27 protein-coding genes and 1 pseudogene are annotated in these 24,301 nt (G+C 62.0%); 7 read left to right on the top strand and 21 right to left on the bottom strand.

Annotated elements, in window-relative coordinates; all coding sequences use genetic code 11:
* Window positions 1-580: 580 nt before the first annotated feature.
* Complete coding sequence (locus tag ACHFFA_RS11330) at window positions 581-1,537, bottom strand: restriction endonuclease (RefSeq protein ID WP_394270939.1); 957 nt, start codon at window positions 1,535-1,537, stop codon at window positions 581-583.
* Window positions 1,538-1,985: 448 nt separating this feature from the next.
* Here ACHFFA_RS11330 and ACHFFA_RS11325 point away from each other — a divergent pair, with 448 nt between their 5' ends.
* Window positions 1,986-2,441 carry a DUF6641 family protein gene (locus ACHFFA_RS11325; protein ID WP_394270938.1) on the top strand — a complete coding sequence of 152 codons (456 nt, stop codon included), beginning with the start codon at window positions 1,986-1,988 and terminating at the stop codon, window positions 2,439-2,441.
* Window positions 2,442-2,619: 178 nt separating this feature from the next.
* Here the strand turns inward: ACHFFA_RS11325 and ACHFFA_RS11320 are convergent, their stop codons facing one another.
* On the bottom strand, window positions 2,620-4,260 hold the full coding sequence (locus tag ACHFFA_RS11320; protein ID WP_394270937.1) for a recombinase family protein: 1,641 nt from the start codon (window positions 4,258-4,260) through the stop codon (window positions 2,620-2,622).
* A 56-nt stretch (window positions 4,261-4,316) separates the two neighbouring features.
* Between ACHFFA_RS11320 and ACHFFA_RS11315 the strand changes: the two are divergent.
* A pseudogene (locus ACHFFA_RS11315) lies at window positions 4,317-4,817 on the top strand (ATP-binding protein); the annotation flags it as partial.
* Window positions 4,818-4,929: 112 nt separating this feature from the next.
* Here the strand turns inward: ACHFFA_RS11315 and ACHFFA_RS11310 are convergent.
* From ACHFFA_RS11310 to galE, 6 genes are all read right to left on the bottom strand, one after another.
* On the bottom strand, window positions 4,930-5,274 hold the full coding sequence (locus tag ACHFFA_RS11310) for a hypothetical protein (protein WP_394270936.1): 345 nt from the start codon (window positions 5,272-5,274) through the stop codon (window positions 4,930-4,932).
* A 67-nt stretch (window positions 5,275-5,341) separates the two neighbouring features.
* Entirely contained in the window at window positions 5,342-5,623 is a 282-nt protein-coding gene (locus ACHFFA_RS11305; RefSeq protein WP_394270935.1) for a hypothetical protein, read from the bottom strand.
* Window positions 5,624-5,664: 41 nt separating this feature from the next.
* Window positions 5,665-6,222 (bottom strand): winged helix-turn-helix transcriptional regulator, encoded by a 558-nt coding sequence (locus ACHFFA_RS11300; protein WP_394270934.1) that lies wholly within the window; start codon window positions 6,220-6,222, stop codon window positions 5,665-5,667.
* 75 nt (window positions 6,223-6,297) lie between these two features.
* On the bottom strand, window positions 6,298-7,008 hold the full coding sequence (locus ACHFFA_RS11295; protein ID WP_394270933.1) for an HAD family hydrolase: 711 nt from the start codon (window positions 7,006-7,008) through the stop codon (window positions 6,298-6,300).
* A gap of 5 nt (window positions 7,009-7,013) precedes the next feature.
* Window positions 7,014-7,139 (bottom strand): type B 50S ribosomal protein L36, encoded by a 126-nt coding sequence (ykgO, locus tag ACHFFA_RS11290; protein ID WP_011415100.1) that lies wholly within the window; start codon window positions 7,137-7,139, stop codon window positions 7,014-7,016.
* Between the two features lie 87 nt (window positions 7,140-7,226).
* Window positions 7,227-8,240: a UDP-glucose 4-epimerase GalE gene (galE, locus tag ACHFFA_RS11285; RefSeq protein ID WP_394270932.1), complete on the bottom strand. Its 1,014-nt coding sequence runs from the start codon at window positions 8,238-8,240 to the stop codon at window positions 7,227-7,229.
* A gap of 145 nt (window positions 8,241-8,385) precedes the next feature.
* Between galE and ACHFFA_RS11280 the strand changes: the two genes are divergently transcribed.
* Window positions 8,386-8,991 (top strand): hypothetical protein, encoded by a 606-nt coding sequence (locus tag ACHFFA_RS11280; protein ID WP_394270931.1) that lies wholly within the window; start codon window positions 8,386-8,388, stop codon window positions 8,989-8,991.
* Window positions 8,992-10,140: a M14-type cytosolic carboxypeptidase gene (locus ACHFFA_RS11275; RefSeq protein WP_394270930.1), complete on the top strand. Its 1,149-nt coding sequence runs from the start codon at window positions 8,992-8,994 to the stop codon at window positions 10,138-10,140.
* A gap of 31 nt (window positions 10,141-10,171) precedes the next feature.
* Here the strand turns inward: ACHFFA_RS11275 and ACHFFA_RS11270 are convergent, their stop codons facing one another.
* From ACHFFA_RS11270 to ACHFFA_RS11260, 3 genes are read right to left on the bottom strand one after another with little or no spacing between them, the layout of a single operon-like run.
* Complete coding sequence (locus ACHFFA_RS11270; protein ID WP_394270949.1) at window positions 10,172-10,579, bottom strand: cytidine deaminase; 408 nt, start codon at window positions 10,577-10,579, stop codon at window positions 10,172-10,174.
* 20 nt (window positions 10,580-10,599) lie between these two features.
* Window positions 10,600-11,340, bottom strand: a complete 741-nt coding sequence (locus ACHFFA_RS11265) for a glycoside hydrolase family 25 protein (RefSeq protein WP_394270929.1) — start codon at window positions 11,338-11,340, stop codon at window positions 10,600-10,602.
* Window positions 11,341-11,350: 10 nt separating this feature from the next.
* Complete coding sequence (locus ACHFFA_RS11260; RefSeq protein WP_394270928.1) at window positions 11,351-11,854, bottom strand: UPF0262 family protein; 504 nt, start codon at window positions 11,852-11,854, stop codon at window positions 11,351-11,353.
* 125 nt (window positions 11,855-11,979) lie between these two features.
* Here ACHFFA_RS11260 and ACHFFA_RS11255 point away from each other — a divergent pair, with 125 nt between their 5' ends.
* The gene (locus ACHFFA_RS11255; RefSeq protein WP_394270927.1) at window positions 11,980-13,497 is read left to right on the top strand and encodes a replicative DNA helicase; all 1,518 of its coding nucleotides are present in this window, start codon (window positions 11,980-11,982) and stop codon (window positions 13,495-13,497) included.
* 10 nt (window positions 13,498-13,507) lie between these two features.
* Here ACHFFA_RS11255 and ACHFFA_RS11250 read toward each other — a convergent pair whose 3' ends face one another.
* On the bottom strand, window positions 13,508-14,686 hold the full coding sequence (locus tag ACHFFA_RS11250) for a phosphatidylserine/phosphatidylglycerophosphate/cardiolipin synthase family protein (RefSeq protein ID WP_394270926.1): 1,179 nt from the start codon (window positions 14,684-14,686) through the stop codon (window positions 13,508-13,510).
* Window positions 14,687-14,792: 106 nt separating this feature from the next.
* On the opposite strand from ACHFFA_RS11250, the gene rpoZ reads away from it, so the two are divergent.
* Entirely contained in the window at window positions 14,793-15,137 is a 345-nt protein-coding gene (rpoZ, locus tag ACHFFA_RS11245; RefSeq protein WP_394270925.1) for a DNA-directed RNA polymerase subunit omega, read from the top strand.
* A 116-nt stretch (window positions 15,138-15,253) separates the two neighbouring features.
* Window positions 15,254-16,306, top strand: a complete 1,053-nt coding sequence (locus tag ACHFFA_RS11240; protein WP_394270924.1) for a DUF3667 domain-containing protein — start codon at window positions 15,254-15,256, stop codon at window positions 16,304-16,306.
* Between the two features lie 56 nt (window positions 16,307-16,362).
* On the opposite strand, the gene ftsH is transcribed toward ACHFFA_RS11240, so the two are convergent.
* From ftsH to ACHFFA_RS11195, 9 genes are all read right to left on the bottom strand, one after another.
* A complete protein-coding gene (ftsH, locus tag ACHFFA_RS11235; RefSeq protein WP_394270923.1) occupies window positions 16,363-18,333 on the bottom strand; it encodes an ATP-dependent zinc metalloprotease FtsH in 1,971 nt (656 codons plus the stop codon).
* A gap of 113 nt (window positions 18,334-18,446) precedes the next feature.
* Entirely contained in the window at window positions 18,447-18,896 is a 450-nt protein-coding gene (locus ACHFFA_RS11230) for a MaoC family dehydratase (RefSeq protein ID WP_394270922.1), read from the bottom strand.
* Entirely contained in the window at window positions 18,896-20,005 is a 1,110-nt protein-coding gene (locus tag ACHFFA_RS11225; RefSeq protein ID WP_394270921.1) for a CaiB/BaiF CoA transferase family protein, read from the bottom strand. The genes ACHFFA_RS11230 and ACHFFA_RS11225 overlap by 1 nt, the downstream gene beginning before the upstream one ends.
* Before the next feature lie 147 nt (window positions 20,006-20,152).
* Window positions 20,153-20,695, bottom strand: coding sequence for an FxDxF family PEP-CTERM protein (locus ACHFFA_RS11220; RefSeq protein WP_394270920.1), 543 nt, complete (start codon window positions 20,693-20,695; stop codon window positions 20,153-20,155).
* A gap of 185 nt (window positions 20,696-20,880) precedes the next feature.
* Window positions 20,881-21,828, bottom strand: coding sequence for a glycosyltransferase family 2 protein (locus tag ACHFFA_RS11215; RefSeq protein ID WP_394270919.1), 948 nt, complete (start codon window positions 21,826-21,828; stop codon window positions 20,881-20,883).
* Entirely contained in the window at window positions 21,812-23,002 is a 1,191-nt protein-coding gene (locus ACHFFA_RS11210) for an AAA family ATPase (protein ID WP_394270948.1), read from the bottom strand. Before ACHFFA_RS11210 ends, ACHFFA_RS11215 begins: the two co-directional genes overlap by 17 nt.
* Before the next feature lie 276 nt (window positions 23,003-23,278).
* Window positions 23,279-23,518 (bottom strand): XrtV sorting system accessory protein, encoded by a 240-nt coding sequence (locus ACHFFA_RS11205; RefSeq protein WP_394270918.1) that lies wholly within the window; start codon window positions 23,516-23,518, stop codon window positions 23,279-23,281.
* 152 nt (window positions 23,519-23,670) lie between these two features.
* Window positions 23,671-23,949, bottom strand: a complete 279-nt coding sequence (locus ACHFFA_RS11200; RefSeq protein WP_394270917.1) for a hypothetical protein — start codon at window positions 23,947-23,949, stop codon at window positions 23,671-23,673.
* A 204-nt stretch (window positions 23,950-24,153) separates the two neighbouring features.
* Window positions 24,154-24,282: a hypothetical protein gene (locus ACHFFA_RS11195; RefSeq protein ID WP_394270947.1), complete on the bottom strand. Its 129-nt coding sequence runs from the start codon at window positions 24,280-24,282 to the stop codon at window positions 24,154-24,156.
* Window positions 24,283-24,301: the final 19 nt, after the last annotated feature.

The raw sequence follows: 24,301 nt of genomic DNA, 5'->3' as shown, positions 1-24,301 counted from the left end.
GCTGTTTGATAGGTGGTCATCCCGCAACCGTTGCTCAGCGGGAATCGCCCTTAAACGTGCTACCATGTAACCGGCAGGTCCGAACGGACCGGGCGTATCAAATGTGTTCAATGCTTACCTAGCTGCAAGACACACCGTTCCCCCATCCACGTCGGACTGCATCGTTCGGCGTGGAGGGGGGGTAAAGTGTGATCCAGCTACCTGCTGCAAGTCGATGCTTCGCCGCCGGGTAGGAGCTTAGCATCTCGCCGCCGCTGCCGAGGAGCGCGAAGCGTGATTGGGCAGCAAGGCGAAAGGACCAACGCCCTGCGTTGGGCCTCAAATGATTCGATGAAATCGAAATTGCCGATTCCTTTTCAAGGCGAAATGCCTGGATCTGTGGTTCTGGCGGAGGAATTATTTTTTGGATTTAGTGTTCATGACGCGAAGAGCCGACAAAAAGCTCTTTAAATGCTGCGCGATTTCTGCGTCGGTGAGTTTGCGAGGGCGACAAAAGGGAAGTGCTGGCATGCTAATCTCCGGAATAGTTCGAGTTCAGCTATTTACCGCACCTGATGCGTGACAACAGAAGGTTCGGCTTCTAAATCCCGTCGCCAAAGAAATCCTCATCGATCCGCTTGATCTTGATCGCGCGACTGATCCTCACCCCTACATCATGCTCAATCATCAGGTCGGTCAACCGCGCGCCGTCAATTAAGATAATCCGCTGAGGAATTTGCTCCGCATACTGCCGGGCGCCCGAACTGAAGGTCGAGGTGGTGACGAACACACCTTTGTTCGCCCCAAATCCCACCAAGCTGCCGACGAAGCCCTGCACCTCAGGCCGCTGTACTGAATTGGTCTCTGCATACCGCTTGGCTTGCACATAGATGCGATCCAGACCAAGCCGGTCCTCGTCAATCACACCATCCACTCCGTTGTCACCGCTCTTACCCAGCTTAAGCGCAGCGTTCTCGTGTGTCCCGCCGTAGCCCATAGCAACCAGCAAATCGACGATCAGATGTTCGAAAAATATGGGCGAATTGTCGAGAATGCGTTGGAGTAGGTCTGTGCTTAGAGCGGAATGCAATACAGCTTGAGCGGCATCGATTTGCTCTTCAGGTGTCGCCGAGGAAACGGTCGTGGGTTGAGCTTCAGGTATTCCTTCTTTCGCCTGTCCGCTTGCACTGGCTTCCTGAAACTCGACGAAGGCCGGATATGCCTTGAGCGTATCATTATCGATATTGGTGGGATTGTTCGCCAATACAGATTTGCCCTCGGCGGTAGCGCGGAATACTCCGCGTTTCGGGCTTTCTATCAGCCCTGCTTTGCTCATGTAGAACTTAGCCCAGTGGATGCGATTATGCAGAACCCTCTGGCGCCCGCTTGGGAGGACTTCTTCCCGCTCCTCATCACTGAGCCCAAACTCATCCGCGATCTGCTCCGCAGCCTTTGGCACACGCCACTCACCTTCGGCAGCTAGCCGAAGAACAGGCAGCATGAGTGTCTGGTAATCTGGTATCGGCAATAATTTCCCCCTTACGACCAGATGTTCCATACTGCTGGACCAGTGGCAAGTACCAGGCTGCGGGGAGAACCTGATGGTAAGCGCAAAAGAGACCGCTCTTGGTATCGCCGCAGTGCTCGGATCGGACCAAGGACCAAATCCCCTCCCCATAACGTTTAGAGGACAGTCGCTTCAAGAAGCTGCGGACCTCGTTCAACTGGTAATTGCCGAATGCGGAGACGCAGGTATCCCGCTAGATAAACTCGAACTCGATCCGGAATTTTTTGAAGTTTTGGTTGGTCGGCTCGAGCTTCCGCTGCGACCCGACGTGCGGCTCCAAGGATGTGTGAAGTTCTATCGCAGTGGACGATAGCGGTCATATTCCCCACTTCTAGCAGCTTTTGCTTCCGCGCACTTGCATCCCGAGCAGATCTTTGGTCGCTCTCTGTATACGCGGCATTACCGATGCCTTGTTAGCAATCGACAAGGAGAATGCGTGATGACCATCCTAAAAACCCTCAAACTCGCAGCCGCCACTCCGGCCAGTCAAGGCCCATCTGAATTCAGCTTCCGCGATAAGATGCTCGGCTATCTCAACGAGCAGAAAGCCTTGGCGAAGGCGGAGATGACAGGAACCGAGTTTAGTGCAACACGCATAGTGACGCGCAAGAACGAGGCTGGCGAGAGAATCCGCGTCGAGGCGCCTCGACGTGTGCGTAAAGGCTGGTTCACCGATGCTGATGGTAAGATGTTCTTCCAACTCCGCTACGGGAACCGACCGGTCGAGCTTTCGAAGGGCAAGAATGCTGTCGAAGTCGAGGGACTGGCAGAAATCCCGGCTGTCATCGGCTCAATCATCGACGCCATCGACGCTGGAGAGTTGGACGCGCAGCTTACCGCCGCGCGCGATGCTCGCAGGGCCAATTTCAAGTCCACAGCGAAGAAGCCAAACTAACGGAGAACTTGGAGGTGGACGAACATTCGTCCACCTTCACCATGATTATTCGCCACAGCGATCACCAAGAAAGAAGTTGGCCAAACACGCTCTGCCAGGGCAAATGGCGTTTAGAGACGACTGCGTTACTGGAATGGCTGATCTGGCCCGTGTTGACGATCTCAGGGCAATCATCGGGTTAAAAATCGAGGGGCGGTGGATCAGACTTCTTATCCGCTGACGGATCAATGAGCTGCACGCCTTCGAGCAGTGCGCCTTCCTCGTCGAATTCAAACCAAGCATTGTCGTCAGGCTCCACCCGAAATCCGCCGACCTCGGTTATCATGATGCGCTTGATGAGCCTTCGCAAGCTCATGTTCGTCCGCCCCCGGGCATAGATGCGAACGTCGTCATTCTCGCTTGTCAAATCGGCCCTCAATGTTTCGACCAGCGCAATATCGTCGTCGCCGCGAGGTTTAGCCGTCTCTTCAGCAAGAACTTTTTGCACCGCTGCAATCTCGCCGGTAAACCGCTCCAATTTTTCCTCGACCGAAGCCACACGCTGAACAATTGCCTTGGGGCCGCCCTCCGCGAGCGCGTCGAGCAAGTTGTTGAGCTTGGCCTGTTCCGCGTCCTTCAAACGGACTAATTCCGCGATTTGTTCGCGCAACTTGGTTACCTCGTCGTTCGCATCTGGCTTACGCACCAACTGTGGGAGCATCTCATCGAGGATGGTTCTTTCAACCACATCGTAGTTTAGGATCGTATCGTTATCGCAGGTGTGGTTTCTCCGTGCCCTATCGCACCGGAGCTTGCGGTAGGTTTTGCGCCGGTAGTGTACAATCTCACCGCTGACCTTGGTGTACTTCTGCACCGAATTAGTGGTGTGTCCGAAGTGAGCGCCACCGCCGCATTTTTCGCAGAAGACCATTTGACTAAGCAGGTTGCGGTTTCCGAACACCTTTACATTGCTCTGGTTGCCCTTTCGCAACGACAGCGCAGCCTGTGCCCGGTTCCACTTGTCCGCTGTGATCGCCTGGGGGTAAAAGTTGGTCGCAAGGATCTTCCCATCGCTGGTCACGTATTCGCCAAGCACGGCGCGCTTAGTCAGCAGGCGATAGATGTAGCTGTAGAACCACCCGTTGTTTCCGCGCCGTTGCCCATCCGGTGTCCAACTCGCAACCTTCCGCTCGTGCAGTATAGTGACAATGCGGTGGATGCCCATGCCGTCGATGTAGAGGTCAAAGATCAGGTTGAGGACTTCGGTGCGCTCTGGGTTGAGGACATACCCCTCGTCGGCATAGTCGATCCATTTCGGTTTGTTTGGCATCGGCCCCCTGTAGGTGCCGTCTGAAATCTGCTCGAAGCGCTTCTTCCAGGATGCACTTGTGCGCTTACTCTTCTTGTCGCTTTCCTCGAACGCCATCTGAGCTTTGATGATGACGGAGAATAACTCCATGAGGTCGCCGTTGTTGCCCGTTTGATAAACGTACCCGTCCTGCCACGTCGCAACGTCCACGCCCTGCTCATTTAACGACCAAATAAGCTGCGCTGCCGCCTTCGCGCCCTGACGGCTGAGCCGGTCCACGTTTTCGACAAGCAGCACTTTGCCGCGGTGCAGGCCATTGCGGGCCTCTAACTCGAACTCATGAAAGGCGGAGCCTTCAAGCCGGTTGGTTCCGTGGAAGGCGCTGCGCCCCTCGTCGATGATTGTCTTCTCGACTAACCATCCATTATGAGTGGCGAATTGAATGCCGTACGTCCGCTGCCGTTCTAACGAGTAACCCTTGCTTTGCTCTGCGCTTGAGAATCGGGCATAGATAATTGCGCTCTTAGACATAGGAGCACCATAGTGGTGTGGATGTTATCTTTTTGTCTACGTGCGTTACAAAATGCGTCCAGCTCGTCGCGGCAATGAATCCCTGTCGCTGCGGCCATCTGGGCGATCCGGCCCTCGCCTGCAGCAGGGCACCCAAATGCGCGGCCGACTATCAAAGCAAGGTCTCGGGTCCGCTACTCGACCGGATCGACCTGCATGTCGAAGTCGAACCGGTCAGCGCCGCCGACCTTGCCCTTCCTCCGCCGGCGGAAGGCAGTGCGGCAGTCCGCGCAAGGGTCGCCAATGCGCGCGATGTGCAGGCCCAGCGCCGCGAATCAAGCGGCGCGCGCACCAATGCCGAACTCGACGGTGACGCGCTCGAGACTTACGCCGGACCGGACGAAGGCGGACGCGCGCTGCTGATGCAGGCCGCCGACGCGATGAGATTGTCGGCCCGCAGCTACACGCGGCTGCTCCGTGTGGCGCGAACCATCGCTGACCTGGCCGGAGCCGAGCGAGTTGGCCGCATTCACATCGCCGAGGCGTTAAGCTATCGACGACAAGCCCCGCGGGCGTGATTGCGACGGAAGAGAGATGCGGCTTCTTGACGGTGTGAGGCTGGTCATTCCACCGCGGTGATGATCACCTGCGGCCGTCGTGATCGTTGGCCTTAAACGCCTGCGACGGTGATTATTCCTCGCTCATGTCGAGGGTAAGCTTGACCGGTTCATGCTCCTTCGCCCCTTCGAAGCGGGCGAGGAATTCCTCGATCGGCATCGCCTGGTGCGGAACCGAAGCCTTCATCGCCGGAGCAAGTGTTTCGCCATCGCCGCCGGGGGTCAGGCGTACGTGAAGGTAGGGCACCCACACCGCGCCGAAGTCCGCTTGCTGATACCACACGTCAAGCACATCATAGCTCGCCCAGGCACCATCCGGCTCTTGCAGGCGCAGCCCTTCGCCGATTCGCGGCACGGCAAGTGCCTTGATGCGAAACTGGCTCTGGTGCGTTTCGTTCTGAATTTCGATTTCGATCACGGATGCGCGCAGCCCGCCAAGATGCCTTCGATGATCATCGTTCTCGCAGAAAGATATTTAGAGGGTTTTAACGATCCGCCGCTGGTTTCGCGTCATCGGCATAGGGCGTGTTGCGAAGCATCCGGCGGTTGTAATCGGGTGCGCCATCATCCCACCAGACCGGTCCGCGCTCGCCCAGCGAGACTTTCGCGGCATGCACTCGCTGGCGCGCGGATCGTTCGGCCAGCGCGTCTCCTGCTCGCAGCGCGGCACCGACTGCGCGGCGCGCGTCCATCAGTTCCCGCACCAGACCGTCACGGACATCGGCGGCAAGGTTCGGGTTCGCCGCCCGCCAGAGCCGCTCGCGCACGATGATATAGCGCCCGTCGGGCGTAAGTTGAGGGGGCGGGCTCAGGCAGCCGCCTGCGAGGCCGGCGGGCGGGCCACCTGCCCGCAGCCAGACACGCCGCCGAACTGCGCCGAGCGATCCGACCTGCTGCCATCCTCGCGCAGGCCGATCTCCTCGGGCGCGATCAGGTCTAGCTCTTCGGCCGCAAGGACCCGGCCATCGTGCGACAGGATCGCCACCGGCCCGATCGGCTGCCGATCGCGCGCATCGACCAGCACCGGGTTTTCGACCACTTCTTCCCCGTACTTCTGCCCCCATTGGCGCAGCGCCACCAGCGCAGGCAGCAGGTCGAGCCCTTTTCCAGTAAGCCGATACTCGATCTTGCGCCGGTCGTCCGCGCATGGTTCGCGGCGCAGGATGCCGTGCGAGACCAGTCGTGCCAGCCGGTTGGAGAGGATATTGCGCGCAATGCCCAGTTCGGTGAGGAATTCCTCGAAATGCAGCAGCCCGTTGTAACTGGCGCGCAGGATCATGAAGGACCACCGCTCACCCATCACCTCGAGCGCGGTGGGCAAGCCGCAATCGATCAGTTCCCGCAGGTTTTCACGCAGTCTTGCCATCGCTCTTCCCGCTCCTGATCCATCGGAATCCTTAGCCCCTGCCCCGTCAAAGGCCAAGCCTGCGGCGTCGACGCCCTAGATCAGCCCACGGGCCGAGAAATCGTCTGCAAGCGATGCCGCATCACGGAACCTGTGAACCTGCCAGCCCAGCCTATGCGCCGCGGCGATATTGTCGTCGTTGTCGTCTACGAAGAGCATGCGCCCCGGCGGAAATCCGAAACGGTCCGCTGCCAGCACGAAGATCGCTGGATCGGGCTTGGCTACCAGTTCCTCACCAGAGACGACGATCTGGCGGAACAGGTCGAAAACCGACGCGGTAGGACGAAACCCGGCCCAGAACTCGGCCCCGAAATTGGTGATCGCGAACAACGGCACCCCGGCACGATGAAGCTGCTCGACGAGTTCGATGGACCCCGGCATGGGCGCGGGGATCGTCTCGTTGAAGCGGGTCGCATAGGCCTGGAGATGCGCCTCGAACTCGGGATATTCCGCGATCCGTTCGGCCACCATTCCGGCCAGCGGGCGTCCGCGGTCATGCTGGAAATGCCAGTCCTCGGTGATCACCGACGAAAGCACCTTCGCCAGCTGCGCCTCGTCCGGTTCTACCTTGCGGAGCAGGTGGGCGAGATCCCATTGATAGAGCACCCGCCCCACATCGAATACGACGGCATCGACGCGGTCTGCTTCGGCAATCGCGGTATTTGGCGAAACAACGGCAAAAGGCCCGCGCTCGTCACGAGAGCCGGGCCTGCTGCCTTCAACCGACCGGGCATCGCCGCCCGGCACCGCGATCAGCCCTGGCGGGCCTTGAAGCGGCGGTTGGTCTTGTTGATCACGTAGGTCCGCCCGCGGCGACGGATGACGCGGCAATCGCGATGGCGGTTCTTCAGCGACTTGAGGCTGTTGCGGACTTTCATGGTTCTCTCGTGATGGGTTGCGGGAAGGGTGCAGGATTCGCCCCCTTCCAGATCAAGCGCGCCCGTTAACGGCGGGTCGCCCATGCGTCAATGGGCCGGGCGGATTTCGCTCAGCCGCTTTTCCCATTGCAGGGCATCCGCGATGATCCGGTCAAGATCGTCGTGCCGCGGTTGCCACGGCAAGGCCTGACGCAGGCGCGAGGGATCGGAAACCAGTTCCGGCGGGTCGCCGGCGCGGCGCGGTTCGAAGCTGCGCGCGATCGTTTGCCCGGTCACCCGGTCGACCGCATCGAGCACCTCCAGCACCGAAAACCCGCGGCCGTATCCACAATTCATCGTGAACGACACGCCGGGCTCGGCGATCAGCGCCTCGAGCGCGAGAACATGGGCCGATGCCAGATCGCTGACATGGATGTAGTCACGCACGCCGGTCCCGTCGGGGGTGGCAAAATCGGTGCCGAAAACACTGACGCCGGCGCGCTTGCCCGTGGCCGCTTCACAGGCGACCTTGATCAGATGAGTCGCCCCCGCGGTCGACTGGCCGCTGCGGGCCCCGGGATCGGCGCCGGCAACATTGAAATAGCGCAGCACGCCGTAATTGAAGGGATGCGCCGCTGCGGCATCGGCCAGCATCTGCTCGGTCATCAGCTTGGACCAGCCGTAGGGATTGATCGGCACGGTCGGCGTATCCTCGCCGATCGGCGAAACCTGCGCCGCGCCATAGGTCGCCGCCGTGGAACTGAAGATGATGTGCCGCACCCCGCCCGCCAGCGCCGCCTCGATCAGGGTCCGACTCTTGGCGGTGTTGTTGTGATAATAATCGAGCGGCCTCTCGACCGATTCCGGGACCACGATCGATCCGGCGAAATGCAGGATCGCCGCCGTGCCGCGTTCCGCGAAGATCCGCGCCAGCAAAGCAGTATCGCCAATGTCTCCTTCGTAGAGGGGAACACTGTCCGGGACGGCGAAGGCGAACCCCGTCGACAGGTTGTCGATCACCGCGACATCCCAGCCGGCGTCCTTGAGGGCAAGGACGGCATGGCTGCCGATATAACCCGCCCCGCCGGTGACGAGGACCGGCACTTTCTGGTGTGAACTCATGTGCGCGGGCCTAGCACAGGGAATTGCAGGAGCAATCGGCTGCGCATCGAATCCTTCGCAGCTTTAGGGGGAGCAGATCACGGAGCCGTGCGTTTGACGTACTGCATCTCATGCTGCCCCCCCGCGTCTTTGGAAGGATCGCCCGATGACCCGCCGACTTGTGCTCCCCCTCGTTGTTCTTCCCGCCCTCGCCCTTGCCTCCTGCGCCACGCCCTATGCCGGCCCGGTCGAGGTCACGCGCTTCGTCGCACCCGACAGCGGGCAACGGCTGGGCAGCGGAACGATCTTCGTCGAGGGAATGGGCGCGGATGCCGGATCGCTGGCCCTGTCGCCCTATACGACTGCGGTGGCAGCAGAACTCGAGCGGCTCGGTTATCGTAGCGCCGCGCGCGCCGATGCCCGGCAGATCGCCGTGGTCAGCCTCGAACGCTACAGCCAGGGTCGCGACGGTCGCCGTTCGCCCGTCAGCGTCGGCGTCGGCGGCAGTACCGGAAGCTATGGCTCGGGCGTGGGGCTGGGTCTCGGCATCAATCTGGGCGGCGGACAGCGCGACCTTATCGGCACACGCCTGTCGGTAATGATTCGCGATGCGGCAAGCGGGCAGTCGCTATGGGAAGGCCGCGCGGACTTCCGGGCGAGCGACAACTCGCCGCTTGCCACTGGCCCCGGCAACGCCCAGACGGTCGCCGCCGCGCTGTTCCAGAACTTTCCCGGCAACAATGGCGAAACAATCGAAGTAGAGGTTCCGTAAGTGAGCGACATCCTGATCGATGCGGAGTTCGACAGCGGCAACATCGAGGTTCATGCGATCGAAGGTACGCGCGCCCGGCTTGCGCTGCGCAAGGACAATCAAAGCGATTTTGCCCAGTGGTTCCATTTCCGGGTATCCGGCGCGGCGGGGCGTGAACTCGAGCTCAAGATCGGCAACCTCAACACCAGTGCCTACCCCGGGGGGTGGCCGCAATACGACGCCTGTGTTTCGGAAGATCGCGAATACTGGGGCCGCGCGTCCTCCTCGTTCGACGAGAACGAGGACAACGGCACGCTCACCATCCGTTATGTTCCTGCCGGCGACCTCGCATGGTTCGCCTACTTCGCGCCCTATTCGATGGAACGGCATCACGACCTGATCGCCGAGGCGGCAAGCCTCGAAGGGGTCGATCATGTGCGCCTCGGCACCACGCTTGACGGGCAGCCGATCGACTGCCTCGAACTCGGGCAAGGCGAGATCAAGGTCTGGCTCTATGCACGGCAGCATCCGGGCGAGACCATGGCGCAGTGGTGGATGGAAGGCGCGCTCGACGTGCTGACCGACACGGCCGACAGCGTGGGCCGGCGGCTGCTTCAACATTGTCGCTTTCACATTGTGCCCAACTGCAATCCCGATGGTTCGCGGCGCGGGCATCTGCGGACCAATGCCGTCGGCACCAATCTCAACCGCGAATGGGCCGAACCGAGCGGGGAAAAGTCCCCCGAGGTGCTGGCGATCCGCAACCGCATGGATGCAACCGGGGTCGATTTCGCAATGGACGTTCACGGTGACGAGGCGATCCCGGTCGCCTTCCTCGCGGGCTTCGAGGGGATCCCCGGCTGGCGGGACGAGCAGGGCGAGGATTTCTATCGCTATCAACGCATTCTCGACCGGCGCAGCCCCGACTTCCAGACCGAGCAGGGCTATGCCAAATCCGCCCCGGGGCAGGCGAACCTCACCATGAGCACCAATCAGCTTGCCGAACGCTTCGGTGCGGTGGCGATGACGCTGGAGATGCCGTTCAAGGACAATCCTGCCGATCCCGAGCCGGAACAGGGCTGGAGCCCGGAGCGCAGCATGATGCTGGCGCGCGATTGCCTTGCAGCGCTGTTCGAATGGATCGAGACCCGGGACGCGGCACAGCGCTGAAGCCGGCGCCGCTACCCGAGCCAACCCGGCGCTAAGTCATCGCAGCCGGGCCGAAGGCATGGGGTAGGAGTGCGGACAGGGGCAATCGCACCACCTCGTCGGGGCCGACACACAGGATCTGCGGATCGGTTTCGCCGAGCTGGGCAAGTTCGTTGAGCACCTGCCGGCATCGCCCGCACGGCGTCAGCGGCGCCTCCCCGGGCCCGGTCACCGCGACCGCCAGCAAACCACCGCGGCGACCCTCGGCCATGGCACGGGCCACGGCCACGGTTTCCGCGCACAGCGCCAGGCCATAACTGGCGTTCTCGATGTTGGTACCGGTCACGATCCCGCCATCGGCAAAGCCGAGTGCGGCGCCAACCGCGAAACCCGAATAGGGCGAATAGGAAGTTCGTGCCGCAGCGCGCGCGGCGGCGATCAGTTCGTCATCGTCGATCATCATGTCAGCTCCTCGGCCAGTCACGGGCGGACGACCAGCCAGCGCAGCGGGGCATCGCCTGCAGCGGTGTCGAAGGCGCCGTTGGCGGTCCACATGCGCCATGGGCGGGCGCCGTAATCGGGTTCCAGCCAGTCCCGATCGAGCCACAAGGCCCGCTCGATCCGGCCGGTCACTCCATACCGCGCCTCGAACACGGCGTCAGGTGCCAGCACCACCGGCGATCCGGTATGGATCTCGATCTGGTTGACCAGCGTGATCAATTCGCTCTGCACGGCTGCATCCCGCACCCGCCGCGGGCAATGGGCTGCGTCCCCCGTCATGCTGATTGCCGGGGGCAGCAGATCGGCCTCGCGCGGGACCATGGTAAGGAAATTGGCCGATTGCTCGTCCGCCCGGCGGCACGGGTCGAAGGCGTGGACCGCGCCCACCATAAGACCGGCTTCGCGCGCGGCGGCAAGGTTGCGCGAGAACATCGGGTCCTTGCCGCTCGCCCCTCGGCTGGCCTCGATATAGACGAAACTTGCGCCGAGCCCCTTGAGGGTGGCGAAATCGACCGTTCCGTCGCCGGCCCCCACCACCGCCCCCTGATCGGGCCACAGGGCCTCGTCCGGGCGCCAGCTGCGCGCCTCGTTCCACAGGTAGAAGGCGCCGGCCGCCGCGAGCAGGACGAATGCACCGACGACCCCCCGCCGCAGCCCGCCCTTCCGCGAACTGCGCCGCTTGCAACGCCCGCTTCCGTGCCGTGATCCTGCCGCTGCCATCCCTGCCCCCTCAACCCTTGATATGAAGGACGCAGATCAGGGTGAACAGCCGTCTTGCAGTGGCGAAGTCGGTTTCGATCTTGCCATCGAACCGTTCGAGCAGAAGTTCCGCCGCGCGATTGTGGATGCCGCGCCGGGCCATGTCGATCGTCTCGATTTCGGCCGGCGTCGCTTTCCTGATCGCCTGATAATAACTGTCGCAAATCGCGAAATATTCGCGGATCGGGCGGCGGAAGCGCGCAAGGCCGAGCAGCAACTCTTCGAGCACGGCCCCGCCTTCGTCCGCAACAGTCAGATGGAGGCGCCCCTCATAGACCGCCAGCCGCAGATGATAGGGGCCCTGTGCCCCGCGTGCCGCGGCCCGGATCGGACGGAAGGTGTTGTCCTCGATGAGGTCGAAGATCGCGATCCGGCGTTCCTGTTCGATGTCCGCGCTGCGCCAGATGATCGTCTCCTGATCGAGATCGATCCGGGCGATGCGATGGTCCTCGGGGGCGGGCGGGGATTCGGTCATGGGCGGCCCGGTGCTTTCGCAAGCACATGGCTGCGGGGCAAGCGCGAAACCATCCCCGCTATCCACATGGTGCCGGGGTCACACCGCCCTTGCCACCCGGCCCCCCGAACGGGCATCGCGGCGAAATGGCCGCCACCGACCTTCTCGCGCGCTTCGGCGATTCGACTGCTCTTGCCGAACAGGGCCAGACCCTGCCGAGCAATATCGAGGCCGAAGCCCTGTTCCTGGGCGCGGTCCTGATCGACAACAAAGTGATCGAGGAGCTGCAAACCCCGCTCCGGCCAGAGCATTTCTACGAGCCGGTCCATCAGCGCATCTACGAACGCGTCCTGAAGCTGATGGACCGTAATTCGGTCGCCACGCCGGTGACCTTGAAGCCTTATTTCGACAGCGACGAGGCGCTGAAGCAATTGGGCGGGGTGACCTATCTCGCGCAGCTGACCGCCAACGGGCAGGGCCTGTTGGCGAGCGGTAAACTGGCCGAACAGATCTACGATCTCGCCCTGTTGCGCGAACTGGTCCATGTCGGCCGCAATCTGGTCGAGGGTGCGCTGGATACATCCGAAGACGTCGCGCCGATGGACAAGATCACCCAGGCCGAAGCCGATCTCTACCGCGTCGCCGAAGGCGCAACGGGGGGGAGCGAAGCGCAGGATTTCCGCACTGCGGCGCTGGGCGCGCTGAAACTGGTCGAGGCGGCAATCAATTCGGGCGGACGGTTTTCCGGCAAGACCACAGGGCTGGACACGATCAACGACAAGACCAGCGGGCTGCACAATTCCGATCTGGTGATCCTTGCCGGACGACCGGCGATGGGCAAGACCTCGCTTGCCACCAACATCGCCTTCAATGCCGCCAGCAGGCTGATGGATGACATCAAGCTGGGCATCGCACCGGGCGATTCGCCCGGCGCGGCGACCGCGTTCTTCAGCCTCGAGATGAGCGCCGACCAGTTGGCCACCCGCATCCTTGCCGAGCGGGCCGAGATCTCGAGCGAGAAGCTGCGTTCGGGCAAATTGAGCCGCGAGGAATTTCAGCGCCTGAGCTTCGCCAGCCAGGAACTGAACGAACTGCCGCTGTATATCGACGATACCCCGGCCCTGACCATCGGCGCATTGCGGACCCGGGCCCGCCGTCTCAAACGGCGGTACGACATCGGCCTCATCATCGTCGACTACCTGCAATTGCTGCAAGGTTCCGGCCGCGCGAACGACAACCGCGTGAACGAGATTTCCGAGATCTCGCGTGGGCTGAAGACGCTGGCGAAGGAACTCAACGTGCCCGTCATCGCGTTGTCGCAGCTGAGCCGCGCGGTCGAACAGCGTGAGGACAAGCGCCCGCAATTGGCGGACCTGCGCGAATCAGGGTCGATCGAGCAGGACGCCGACATGGTGTGGTTCATTTTCCGCGCCGAATACTACCACAACGCGATCAAGCCCGACACGCCGGACGAAACCAGCAGCGAAGAGACCCGGCGCAAATATGCAGACTGGGAAGCGCGGCACCTGGAACTGGTCAATCGCGCGACCCTGATCGTGGCCAAGCAACGTCATGGGTCGACTGGCAATGTCCCGCTCCTCTTCCAGAGCGAGATCACCAAGTTCACCTCGCCCGAGATGCGCGATTATTCGGACTACGAATAAGGCGTGCGCGTCAGATACCGAGGTTGAGCTTGCGGGTGATCGTATAGTCGATCACCGAAACCAGTACCCAGCCCGCCCACCAGCGGACCCGGTTGAACAGGGTCGCCCGCTGCCGGTGCAGTTCCGGGGTGATCCGTTCGGATACCGCCAGATGCTCGCTGACGAATTCGCGCATTCTTTCCGCCAGCGCTGGATCAGTGATCTTCAGCACCAGTTCCAGATTGATGTAGAGGCTGCGCATGTCGAAATTGGCGCTGCCGAGATACACGGTATCGTCGAGCACGATCAGCTTGGTGTGCAATTTGGTCGGCGTGAATTCCCAGATGCACGCCCCGCTTTCGAGAAGCCCCGAATACAGCGCCCTCGTCGCGCCGATTGTCGCCCCGTTATCTGACTTTGCCGCCATCAGAAGCCTTGTCTGCCCCTTGCGGGCGATTCGCCCGATGCGCCGGCACAAAGTGCGGGGCGGGGAGAAATAGGCCATGATGAGATCGAGGCGCTGACCCTGCGCCAGCGCGGTGCTGATATCGCGCGCCCACGGGGATAACGACGGGGTCGGCCCGCCGATAAGCCACCGGACCTTATCGTCGCCCCATTCGCGGGTACGCACTGCCCTGCGGATGACGCGATAGGGTGTACGCTCCTTCTCGGTCCACGACCGCAGCAGGGCGAACCATTCGTTCAAACCTTCGAGCGCGCTGCCCTCGATCCCGATCGCCAGATCGTTCCAGCCCTCGTCAGCCGCATCGGCAAAGTAATCGTCGGCGATGTTGAAGCCGCCGATCATCGCCCGTTCCCGGTCGGCAATGACGATCTTCTGGTGGTTGCGGATGAGATAGCGCCGGGTCCAGCGGCGGCTGAAGCACATGTATCGGCCACCGCTTTCGACCAACGGGCGCAGGAACTCGTCGCTCGCCGCCGCTCCGAACCGGTCGATGATGAGCGTGACATCGACCCCACGCTGCGCCGCCCGGCACAGGGCATCGCGAAACTGGGTGCCGATCTCGTCCTCGTCGAAGATGTAGAAGCACACGTCGAGCTGATCACGCGCATCGTCGACCAGCGCGAACAAGGCCTCGCGCCGGTCCGCTCCTCCCGGATAGAAAGCAAGCTCTTGCCCGGCTGCGGATAGGCTGAAGGGCGGCGGGCTCTGGAAACCGGCCCCGCCTGCGCTGCTTTCGTCTCCCATTCGCCCATCCTTACCTGTATGCCCCCCGGGCGCAAATCCTTGACGGAATGCGCCTGCAAGCCTATCGAACGCGCTTTCCCCGATCTGCTGAAAGCTGGAGTGCCAGATGGCGCGCGTTACCGTTGAAGATTGCGTCGACAAGATCCCCAACCGGTTCGATCTCGTACTGCTTGCCGCGCAGCGCGCGCGCGAGATTTCGGGTGGCGCGGAACTGACGATCGATCGCGATCGCGACAAGAACCCCGTTGTGGCCCTGCGCGAGATCGCCGAACAGACGATCAAGCCGAACGATCTGCAGGAAGCGGCGGTGCTGAACCTGCAGAAGATCCTGCCCGACGACGAGGACGAGGCTGACGAGGTCGGATCGCTCAGCCAGTCGGCCGAAGCCCTGCGCCTGACTGCCGCGGCCCCGGCCCGCTCGACTTCGATCGGCGGCGATTACGACGGCTGACCGATACCGTTGCTTAGATTCGAAGGGGTCGTTCTGCATCGCAGGGCGGCCCCTTGCTGCATTTGCCGTGGCCCGGATAAGGCGAGAACGCTAAGGCGGCCATGGGGGAGATGCCGATGCCGCAGCGACGCACGGTCAATGACAGCGCGCAGACCGCAACCGACGACGATCTGCGGGCCCGGGCGGGATCCGATCGCGGACATTTCCGTGAAATCGCGTGCCTCAATTGCGAGACGCCGTTGCTGGGATCGTATTGCCATGAATGCGGGCAGGAGGCCCACCTCCATCGCACCGTCGGCGCCTTCCTGCATGATCTGCTTCACGGCGCCCTCCATCTCGAGGGCAAGACCTGGCGCACCCTGCCCGAACTGGTTGTGCGTCCCGGTCGCCTGACGCGTCGCTATATCGACGGAGAGCGCAGGCGTTTCGTGTCGCCCATGGGGTTGTTCCTGTTCTCGATATTCCTGATGTTCGCCGTGTTTCAGGCGTTGGGCATAACCCCACCGAGCGAGCCGACGCTGGACGGCGGCCTCGATCGCGCGCGCGCCGCCGCGCAGGCGGAGGTGGCGCAGGCGGAAACCGCATTGGCCGCCGCGCCACCAGACAGCGCGGCGTACCGCGCGGCACGCCGGGCCCGAGACGAAGCACTGGCAGATCTTGCCGAGCTCGACGAACTACGGGACAATGTCGATATCTCCGTCAACACCGATAATACGGCCTCCAACGGAACCGAATTTAGCGGCGGTCTGTCAGAACATGCCTTGGAAAAGTGGCGCAACAATCCGGGGCTGATGCTGTATAAATTACAATCGAACAGCTACAAGTTCAGCTGGCTTCTGATCCCTCTCTCGTTGCCGTTCATGTGGCTGCTGTTCTTCTGGAAGCGGCGGTTCGGCACCTACGATCACGCGGTCTTCGTGACCTATTCACTCGCGTTCATGTCGCTGTATTTCACCGCGTTGTCGCTGGCGATCAAGGCGGGCATGCCGGACGGCATCCTGCTTGCGCTATTCCTCGCCATTCCGCCGCTGCACATCTACCGGCAGTTGCGCGAAGCCTACGCCCTGTCGCGTTTCAGCGCATTGTGGCGGCTGGCAGCCTTGATGACCTTCATCACCGTCACTCTGGCCCTGTTCGCATACCTGCTCGTCCTGGTGGGCAGCTACTGACCAACGAAACAGGGCGCCCCGCAGCCGGAGCGCCCTCCATCGTAATAGCCTGCGGGTCACGCGCCCTGCGGGGCGCTTTCGCCGCTGCCGCCGAACTTGCGGCCCGCCTTGGGGACCGCGCTTCCGGTCACGGGGCGCACCTTGACGTCGTCCCGCCGGGTATCGGTGCGGTCGATCCGCCCATCCTTGATGAGTTGATCGATTTCCTGCCCGGTCAGCGTCTCATATTCGAGCAAGGCCTGAGCGATCAGGTGCAGTTTGTCCTCCTGCTCGCTTAGAACGGTTCGCGCTCGGTCGAGGCCGCTTTCTACCAACTGCTTGATTTCGGCATCGATCAGCTTGTTGGTTTCGGCACCGGCCATGGTCCGCTGCGTCCCGCTCATCCCGAGATAGCCTTCCTGGCTCTGCTCGTATTGAAGCGGTCCGAGCTTGTCGCTCATGCCCCACTTGGTGACCATGTTGCGGGCAAGATCGGTCGCATACTGGATATCGCCAGAGGCGCCGCTCGAGACCTTGTCATGGCCGAAGATAATCTCTTCCGCCACGCGCCCGCCCATCGCCACCGCGAGGTTCGCATGCATCTTGTCGCGATGGTACGAATAGCTGTCGCGTTCGGGCAGGCGCATCACCATGCCGAGCGCGCGGCCGCGGGGAATGATCGTCGCCTTGTGGATCGGGTCGGACGCCGGCTCGTTGAGCGAGACGAGGGCATGACCGGCTTCGTGATAGGCCGTCATCTTCTTCTCATCGTCGGTCATCACCATCGAGCGGCGTTCCGCGCCCATCATGACCTTGTCCTTGGCGTCCTCGAATTCCTGCATCGCGACCAGGCGCTTGTTGCGCCGCGCCGCCAACAAGGCAGCCTCGTTGACGAGGTTGGCAAGGTCCGCGCCCGAAAAACCCGGAGTGCCACGGGCAATCGTCCGGCTGTTTACATCGGGAGCGAGCGGCACCTTCTTCATGTGCACTGCGAGGATCTTCTCGCGCCCGTCGATATCGGGAATGGGTACGACCACCTGACGATCGAACCGGCCCGGGCGAAGAAGCGCGGGATCGAGCACGTCGGGGCGGTTGGTCGCAGCAACGATGATGATGCCTTCGTTCGCCTCGAACCCGTCCATCTCGACCAGCAGCTGGTTGAGCGTCTGCTCGCGTTCGTCGTTGGAATTCCCAAGACCGTGCCCGCGCGAACGCCCGACCGCGTCGATCTCGTCAATGAAGACGATGCAGGGGGCGTTCTTCTTGGCCTGCTCGAACATGTCGCGCACCCGGCTGGCGCCGACGCCAACAAACATCTCGACGAAATCCGAGCCCGAGATGGTGAAAAACGGCACCCCGGCCTCGCCGGCGATCGCGCGCGCGAGCAGGGTCTTGCCCGTGCCTGGCGAGCCGACCAGCAAGGCGCCCTTGGGAATCTGTCCGCCGAGCTTGGAGAACCGCTGCGGGTCCTTCAGGAACTCGACCACCTCCTGCAGTTCCTCGCGCGCTTCGTCGATCCCGGCCACATCGTCGAAGGTTACCCGGCCCTGCTTTTCGGTAAGCATCTTGGCCTTGGACTTGCCAAAGCCCATCGCCCCGCCGGCCCCGCCGCCCTTCTGGACCTGGCGCAGCGCAAAGAAAGCAATACCGAGAATCAGCACGAAGGGCAGGATATTGATCAGCGCATACAGCAGGATGTTGCCGCTATCCGGCTCGACACCGGAATACTGGACCCCGTTCTCTTCGAGAAGCGAGGTCAAATCCGGATCATTCGCGACAGGAATGGTATTGAAGGCCTCTTCGCTCTTCGTAACCCCGGTGATCCGGTTGGGCGCAATCTCCACCGATTCGATCGTCCCTTGCGCAACCTTCGCCTTAAAGTCGGAATAGAGGATCTGCGTGCCAGTCGCCTGGGTCGAACCGCCGAAGACGGAAACCAGCATCAAGAGACCCATGAAGACGCCGCCCCAGATGAGGAGGCTCTTGATCCAGGGATTGGAACCCCCGCCTTCGGGATCGTTAGGCTGGCCAGAGTTCTGATCGCGCATTTGCGGAAGGTCCTTTCGTACCCGGCAAATGTAAGCGCAAAGGGGTGAATGACAAGTTTAGCAGCGCCCCGCCGCGCTAAATCGTGCAGGCTTGGCCGGCCAGCACCGGAATCCTATGTCTGGCGGCGCAGCAAGGCCGATCTTTCGCACCGACAGACCACTTCGCCCCGCTGGTTGATGGCCTCATGAAGGAAAGTCGCAATTCCCGCTTCGGGCCTTGAGCCGCTGTCCCGCAGGCCCACGACTTCGCTGGTCGCGTGCAGCGTATCGCCGATGAATACCGGGCGGGGCATCACCAGCCGGTCATAGCCGAGGTTGGCTATGAGCGTGCCGAGCGTCGTATCGCCCACTGTAAGCCCCACCATCAGGGCAAAGGTGAAAGTACCGTTGACGAGGATCTGGCCAAATTCGCTGGCCCTGGCCGCCTCGATATCGAGGTGAAGCGGCTGCGGGTTGTGCGTCATGGTAGTGAACAGGAGGTTGTCGGTTTCGGTTACCGTCCGTCTAATGTCATGAGTCAGCTTGTCGCCGACGATCCACTCGTCGAAGAACCGTCCCGCCATCAGTCGCGGCCCTCCGCTTGGCCAGCTCGGGACGCAGGTTCAGCGCCCCATCGTGCGATCACAGCCTCGCCGTCCTGCGCGCTATCGCGGATGCCACCGGGCGTTCGATTGAAACGGGGTGCGGGGGCAGTATGCCAGGTGCCGCCGTGCTCGATGAACGCCTGCCGCGCCTTGAGGTGCGGATGATCGCGCGCTTCGTCGAGCGGAACGACGGGGGCGAAACAGGCGTCGGTTCCTTCGAGAAGCGCACACCATTCCGCCTGAGTCTTGGTGGCGAAGAGTTCTGCCATCTGTTCCGCATGTTCGTCCCACCGGGCAGGATCGAGCTGCGCCTCGCGCAGGCTGGCCGGGGCATCCGCACGCTCGAGCAATTCGGCATAGAATTGCGGTTCGATGGCGCCGACGGTGATTTCCTTGCCATCCTTGCAGCGGTAGCAGCGATAGAAATGGGCCGCCCCGCCCAGCAATCCGCGCCCCCGTTCGACCGTCCGGCTGGCACCCCGCGGCTGGCCGAAGAAGAAGCTCATTAGGCTGGTCACGCCATCGACGATCGCCGCATCCACGACCTGACCTTTGCCGCTCGTCTGACGTTCATACAGCGCCGCCAGGATACCCAACGCACAGTAAAGCGATCCGCCCCCGAAATCCCCGACGAGGTTCTGCGGCGGGACCGGCAGTTCGCCCTTGCGGCCGATGGCGTCGAGCGCACCGGTAATGGCGATGTAATTCAGATCGTGCCCTGCGGCCTGCGCCAGGGGGCCGTCCTGGCCCCACCCGGTCATCCGGGCGTAGACAAGCTGCGGGTTCGCGGCGAGAGCTTCCTGTGGTCCGAGGCCCAGACGCTCCATTACGCCAGGACGATAGCCTTCGATAAGGACATCGGCACCCGCGATCGCCTCGAGACAAACGGTCTTCCCGTCCGCCGACTTGAGGTCGAGCGAGATCCGGTGCCGGCCTCGTTCGACGACGGGATTCATGACCTGATAACCCGGACGTTCGATCCGGACGATCTCCGCCCCCATGTCGGCCAGCAGCATCGCGACATGCGGGCCGGGGCCGATCCCTTGAAATTCGACCACGCGAAGTCCGCTCAACGGTCCGTTCGACATGCGCTTCTCCCTGCAGTCCAAGCCCACCGGTCAATCTGGCTCCCGGCGTACAAGCAGGACTGCCACAGGCGGCCGACCGCCACCAGTGAACGAACAAAAAAAAGGGGAGGCCGAAGCCTCCCCTTCCTAAAAACCTAGGATGAACTCTTAGGCGAAGTTGAAATTCGTCTTCACCGAAGAGTTGCGACGCGAACGAAGCGCACCGCCGATGAAGCCGAAGCCCAGGATCATCAAAGCCCACATGCCCGGCTCGGGAATGGCGCCACCCATGTCCGGCGAGAAGGTGACAACACCGCTGAACGCGGCGTTGGTGCCCGGGGACGCGGTCGCGATGCCGTTGACGATAAGCGTCTGAACGCCCGTCATCGTGTCGAGCAGGATGCTGCCGAATTCGAACTGGCCGTTCGGCGACAGGGTGAAGGTCTGGCCGTTAAGCGTAACCGACGTGAAGTCGATATTGCTGGCCATGTTCACCGCAGCCGTGGTGATCGACGCGGCGGTCGTTCCGGCTTCCGGAAGCACGAACGTGAATTCACGCGTGAACGGACCCGAACTGCGGACAGTGCCGGTGAACTCGCCCGTCAGCGTGCTGCTGTCGGGTTCGGCCTCGAGCACGATGGTCGCGGCGCTGGCAGGCGCAGCGATGGCGAAAGCGGCACTTCCAGCCAATGCAAGAGCAATTTTCTTCATATGGTATCCTATCTTCCCGGCTGGGAATTAAGCCAGCACAGGACTGGCGACGAACTGACAAACGCTTCACACCGATGAGGCGGTATTAACGGAAAGATAACCTTTTGGCAACGCATTACGTTCCGCACAAAAGACAGGTATCCCGTTGTTCTCACTTCTGAACCATAACGGGACAGTTTGGCAGTTCAGTCGACTCGCTCGAACATCAGCCGGTGTGCATCGACAAAGCGCCAGATTCTTTGTCGTGCGAGGGTGGCAATGGCCCGGAGACGATCACCCCCTGTCGACAGGCCACCGGATCGCAACGCTTTTATCGAATGCGGCAGAATAGACGCGGGCAGCAGCCAGGTTCGCGCGATCCATTTCAGATCGGACATTCCGTGCTGCTTTTCGAAGGCGTAGGTCTCGCGGTTGATCCGCCGCCATTTGGCTATCAATTGCGCCCACGTCTCGCGTGCCGGATGCTCGACCATTGCGGCGGGTTCATACCCGAGCGAGAAACCCTTGCCGGTTCCTCGTATCGACCATTCCCGATCTTCCGAAACGACCGTCTTGAATGGGCCGACCGCGGCGAACGTCGTTCGGAGGCAGAACAGATTTCCCGAACCCGTGAAGCCTTTTTCGCGGATGTAGCTTTCGTTGTCGAAGGCAAAGACCCGCTCGAAGGCCTCGACTCCATTCATTCCCTCGGAACGCGAAACCGACGTGACGACCTTGCCGCCGACGATATCGTATCGCTCCAGCGCCCGGACGCCACTGATAAGCCACCCCGGGGAGGGCACGCAATCGCTGTCGGTAAAGGCGAGGATCCGGCCGTTCGATTCGGCGACCCCCGCATTGCGGGCCGGGCCGGCACCTTTTTCGACCGCCACGATCACGCGAGCGCGCCCTGCGACGACCTTCTCGACGCTTACCCGACCGCATGGCGAGTTGTTATCCGCCACGATGATTTCGATTGCGAGGTCCTCCACACCTTCCTGCCGCTCAAGCGCGTCGAGGCATTGGTCGAGGTGGGCGAGGTCCTCGTAGTGAGGAATGATGACGCTGACGTCGGGGGAGCCTGCGGCAACGGCCCGCCCTTCAGGCCGCCGCCCGGCCTGGTCCGCCTCAAGCTCCTTAGCGCTGTCCGGCACGGCTCGCTCGCAACCAGACGAAGGGGATCGCGGCTTCCTCCCGGAAATGCCAGCTTTCGCCTTCAGCATCGGATTCCGCTTCTAGCAGCGCGTCTTTCGAGGTCGGATCGAGCCCCGCAACATCATTGGCCAATAGTCTGCCATGGCCAATCATCCCGCGCTCGGCGATTGAACGCAAAGCGGGCCAGCCGCTTCGCTCCGCCGCCGAATCGATCGCGCGCAAGATCCTGTCGGACAGCCGCAAACCGATCTCCTCCTCGGCCTGTGCGGCGGCGGCAACCACGTCTTCACGATTCACAGCCTCCCCGCCACGCCGCGCAGCATGGAAGCTGGCGTGCAGGCCGAGAAGCTGCGCCAGGTACGGCAAGCCCCGCGACAGATCGGTGATGTCCGAAACCGCTTCGGGAGCGAAGGGAAGGCCGCTCTGACGTGAACCCGCCTCGATCACTTGCGCGGTTTCGCGGCGGTCCAGCGGAGCCACGGGCACGCCGATCAGATTGCGGCGTATGGACGGAATATGCGCCACGAGGGCGGTGAGATTGGACGCCACTCCGGCGATCAGAAACTGGATCGAGCTTCCCCGGTCCGACAGATTCTTGATCACTTCGGCGATCTGTTCGCGCATCCGGGCCGACGCAACGCGATCGAATTCGTCGATGATCAGGAGAATGCGGGTGCCCTGCACTTTTTCAAGGACGGCAGTGACGTCCGCCACCGTGAGCGGCTTGTCCCCGATGAGGGTAGCAAGCGTTCCCCCGGCTTCGACCTCCGGATGGGTCGGCGCATAGTCCTTGTGAAACAGCAGCGGGATTTCTCGCGCGAACTGGCGGAACAAGCTGTCAAACGACGTATCCGAACCGCACGAGGCGTATGAAACATGGTATTCCGCATCGCGCGCGAGGTTGGAAACGATGCGCAACAAAGAAGTCTTGCCGATCCCCCGGTCGCCATAAAGGACGACATGGAGCTGCTGATCTTCAATCAGGTGAATTAGCTGCTCGAGAAGCCCCCGCCGGCCGGCGAAGCGCTGGGCCTGCGCAATCGGGTGAGAAGGCGTGAAGGCTTCGCGTAACCGGTTAAGTCTGCTTGCCTGCCGGGCCGACCCGGGATCGCGGCTGGCAGCGCGGCTGAATTGGGGAAGCTTGTCAGGAGCGGGGTTTGCCTGCCCCCGCATCCGCACCTCGCGCGCGGCGATCGAAGCGGCGGACATGGCGCGCGCATCGGCCTGCGGGTTTCCGGCGGTCGGATCGCCCCCGTCCCGGTCGGTATTGGTTCGGCCCAGCAGGCGGGAGAAAAACCCGGGCTTATCGCTGTCACTCATCAGATATCCGTTCATCGTTCGCCGGCTGGGGTGCCGCTGACGCATACAGCATGGCGATTAACGGCCAATTCGAAAGGGGGCGAGATATACCGTAAACATATCGCCGAATACCTTGGGCAGCGACCCGCCCTAGGCTTTGCGTAGCGGCTTGAGCACCACGAAAATATACCCGATCACGGCCACGATCATTGCAACCGCGAACACGGTCATCCCCTCGTTACCGAGGTAATTGGCAACCGCACAACCGATTGCCGGCGGCATGTAATGCCAGATCGTGTCCGGCGGATCATCCATCGAGGAGCGTTGGAGAAAAAGCGTGATCAGCCCTGCAAAGATGAGGACCGTGACCCAGTCATATACCGTTTCCAAAGCGTATGCCCCCAATCGCCCAGATCTGCGAAGGACCAGATCCGCCCTTACCGCAACCTATCTCACTGGCAAGTTGCTGGCGATGTCAAAGTTCCATTACAGGACATGCAATCCGGAAGTGTGGGGCACGCGAGGCCCGTTGCCAGCTGGTGTCAGAAGATCAGCTTGGCCGCCGCGACATAGCCTGCGCCCAGTGCAGCGATCCCGACAGCGGTGGAAAAGCGGCGCTCGACCTTGTGGGCGATGGGTTCGTTGCGCGGAGCATAGACGATGGGGTCATCCCAATCCATACCCAGTTCCTGTTGAAGGCGCTGGTGCAATTGTCCCACCGCGCCCCCGGCGACAAAACTTTCCGCCTGCGTTAGCGGCGCAATCGGCCCATCGGTATCCGCCTCGATGCCGTTACTGTGCTTCAGACCTCTCCCAACCATGGGATCTCTCCTTCCCCGATAGCTATGCTATTTTCCCGTCAACAAGGTGTTAACCCGGCGCTCGGGGAATTGCCAGAGACTGTCGCGAATATTCCATCTTAGTCGTTTAGGTCCGGCGTTTAGACCGTTTCGGATCGATCTTGTCATGCCAAGCAATCGCATTCCGTGTTAGGATGGATGCTGTCTTCGGCAGGCCTCACAACGTCAAAATGCCGTCCGCAATGCGCGGCGACCGAAGACGTTTCCGGGATTGCTGTAGCGGCAGACAAGGATGTCCCGCCTTTCCCCGCGTGCCAGTCCGCAGCCGACCTTGCGCGTATCGGCCCAGATTATCTGCGTGAAATGGCTTACA

This window comes from Qipengyuania sp. (assembly GCF_043423005.1).
In the GTDB taxonomy this organism is placed as follows: Bacteria; Pseudomonadota; Alphaproteobacteria; order Sphingomonadales; family Sphingomonadaceae; genus Qipengyuania.
This window is presented reverse-complemented; position numbering and strand designations above follow the sequence as displayed.

Coding starts and splice junctions, on each gene's coding strand:
- galE (WP_394270932.1), bottom strand. CDS start 8,240: ATGAGTTCACACCAGAAAGTGCCGGTCCTCGTCACCGGCGGGGCGGGT.
- ACHFFA_RS11270 (WP_394270949.1), bottom strand. CDS start 10,579: ATGATCGACGATGACGAACTGATCGCCGCCGCGCGCGCTGCGGCACGA.
- rpoZ (WP_394270925.1), top strand. CDS start 14,793: ATGGCGCGCGTTACCGTTGAAGATTGCGTCGACAAGATCCCCAACCGG.
- ACHFFA_RS11280 (WP_394270931.1), top strand. CDS start 8,386: ATGACCCGCCGACTTGTGCTCCCCCTCGTTGTTCTTCCCGCCCTCGCC.
- ykgO (WP_011415100.1), bottom strand. CDS start 7,139: ATGAAAGTCCGCAACAGCCTCAAGTCGCTGAAGAACCGCCATCGCGAT.
- ACHFFA_RS11300 (WP_394270934.1), bottom strand. CDS start 6,222: ATGGCAAGACTGCGTGAAAACCTGCGGGAACTGATCGATTGCGGCTTG.
- ACHFFA_RS11260 (WP_394270928.1), bottom strand. CDS start 11,854: ATGACCGAATCCCCGCCCGCCCCCGAGGACCATCGCATCGCCCGGATC.
- ACHFFA_RS11220 (WP_394270920.1), bottom strand. CDS start 20,695: ATGAAGAAAATTGCTCTTGCATTGGCTGGAAGTGCCGCTTTCGCCATC.
- ftsH (WP_394270923.1), bottom strand. CDS start 18,333: ATGCGCGATCAGAACTCTGGCCAGCCTAACGATCCCGAAGGCGGGGGT.
- ACHFFA_RS11210 (WP_394270948.1), bottom strand. CDS start 23,002: ATGCGGGGGCAGGCAAACCCCGCTCCTGACAAGCTTCCCCAATTCAGC.
- ACHFFA_RS11250 (WP_394270926.1), bottom strand. CDS start 14,686: ATGGGAGACGAAAGCAGCGCAGGCGGGGCCGGTTTCCAGAGCCCGCCG.
- ACHFFA_RS11330 (WP_394270939.1), bottom strand. CDS start 1,537: ATGGAACATCTGGTCGTAAGGGGGAAATTATTGCCGATACCAGATTAC.
- ACHFFA_RS11325 (WP_394270938.1), top strand. CDS start 1,986: ATGACCATCCTAAAAACCCTCAAACTCGCAGCCGCCACTCCGGCCAGT.
- ACHFFA_RS11320 (WP_394270937.1), bottom strand. CDS start 4,260: ATGTCTAAGAGCGCAATTATCTATGCCCGATTCTCAAGCGCAGAGCAA.
- ACHFFA_RS11225 (WP_394270921.1), bottom strand. CDS start 20,005: ATGTCGAACGGACCGTTGAGCGGACTTCGCGTGGTCGAATTTCAAGGG.
- ACHFFA_RS11265 (WP_394270929.1), bottom strand. CDS start 11,340: ATGGCAGCGGCAGGATCACGGCACGGAAGCGGGCGTTGCAAGCGGCGC.
- ACHFFA_RS11200 (WP_394270917.1), bottom strand. CDS start 23,949: ATGGTTGGGAGAGGTCTGAAGCACAGTAACGGCATCGAGGCGGATACC.
- ACHFFA_RS11255 (WP_394270927.1), top strand. CDS start 11,980: ATGGCCGCCACCGACCTTCTCGCGCGCTTCGGCGATTCGACTGCTCTT.
- ACHFFA_RS11230 (WP_394270922.1), bottom strand. CDS start 18,896: ATGGCGGGACGGTTCTTCGACGAGTGGATCGTCGGCGACAAGCTGACT.
- ACHFFA_RS11240 (WP_394270924.1), top strand. CDS start 15,254: ATGCCGCAGCGACGCACGGTCAATGACAGCGCGCAGACCGCAACCGAC.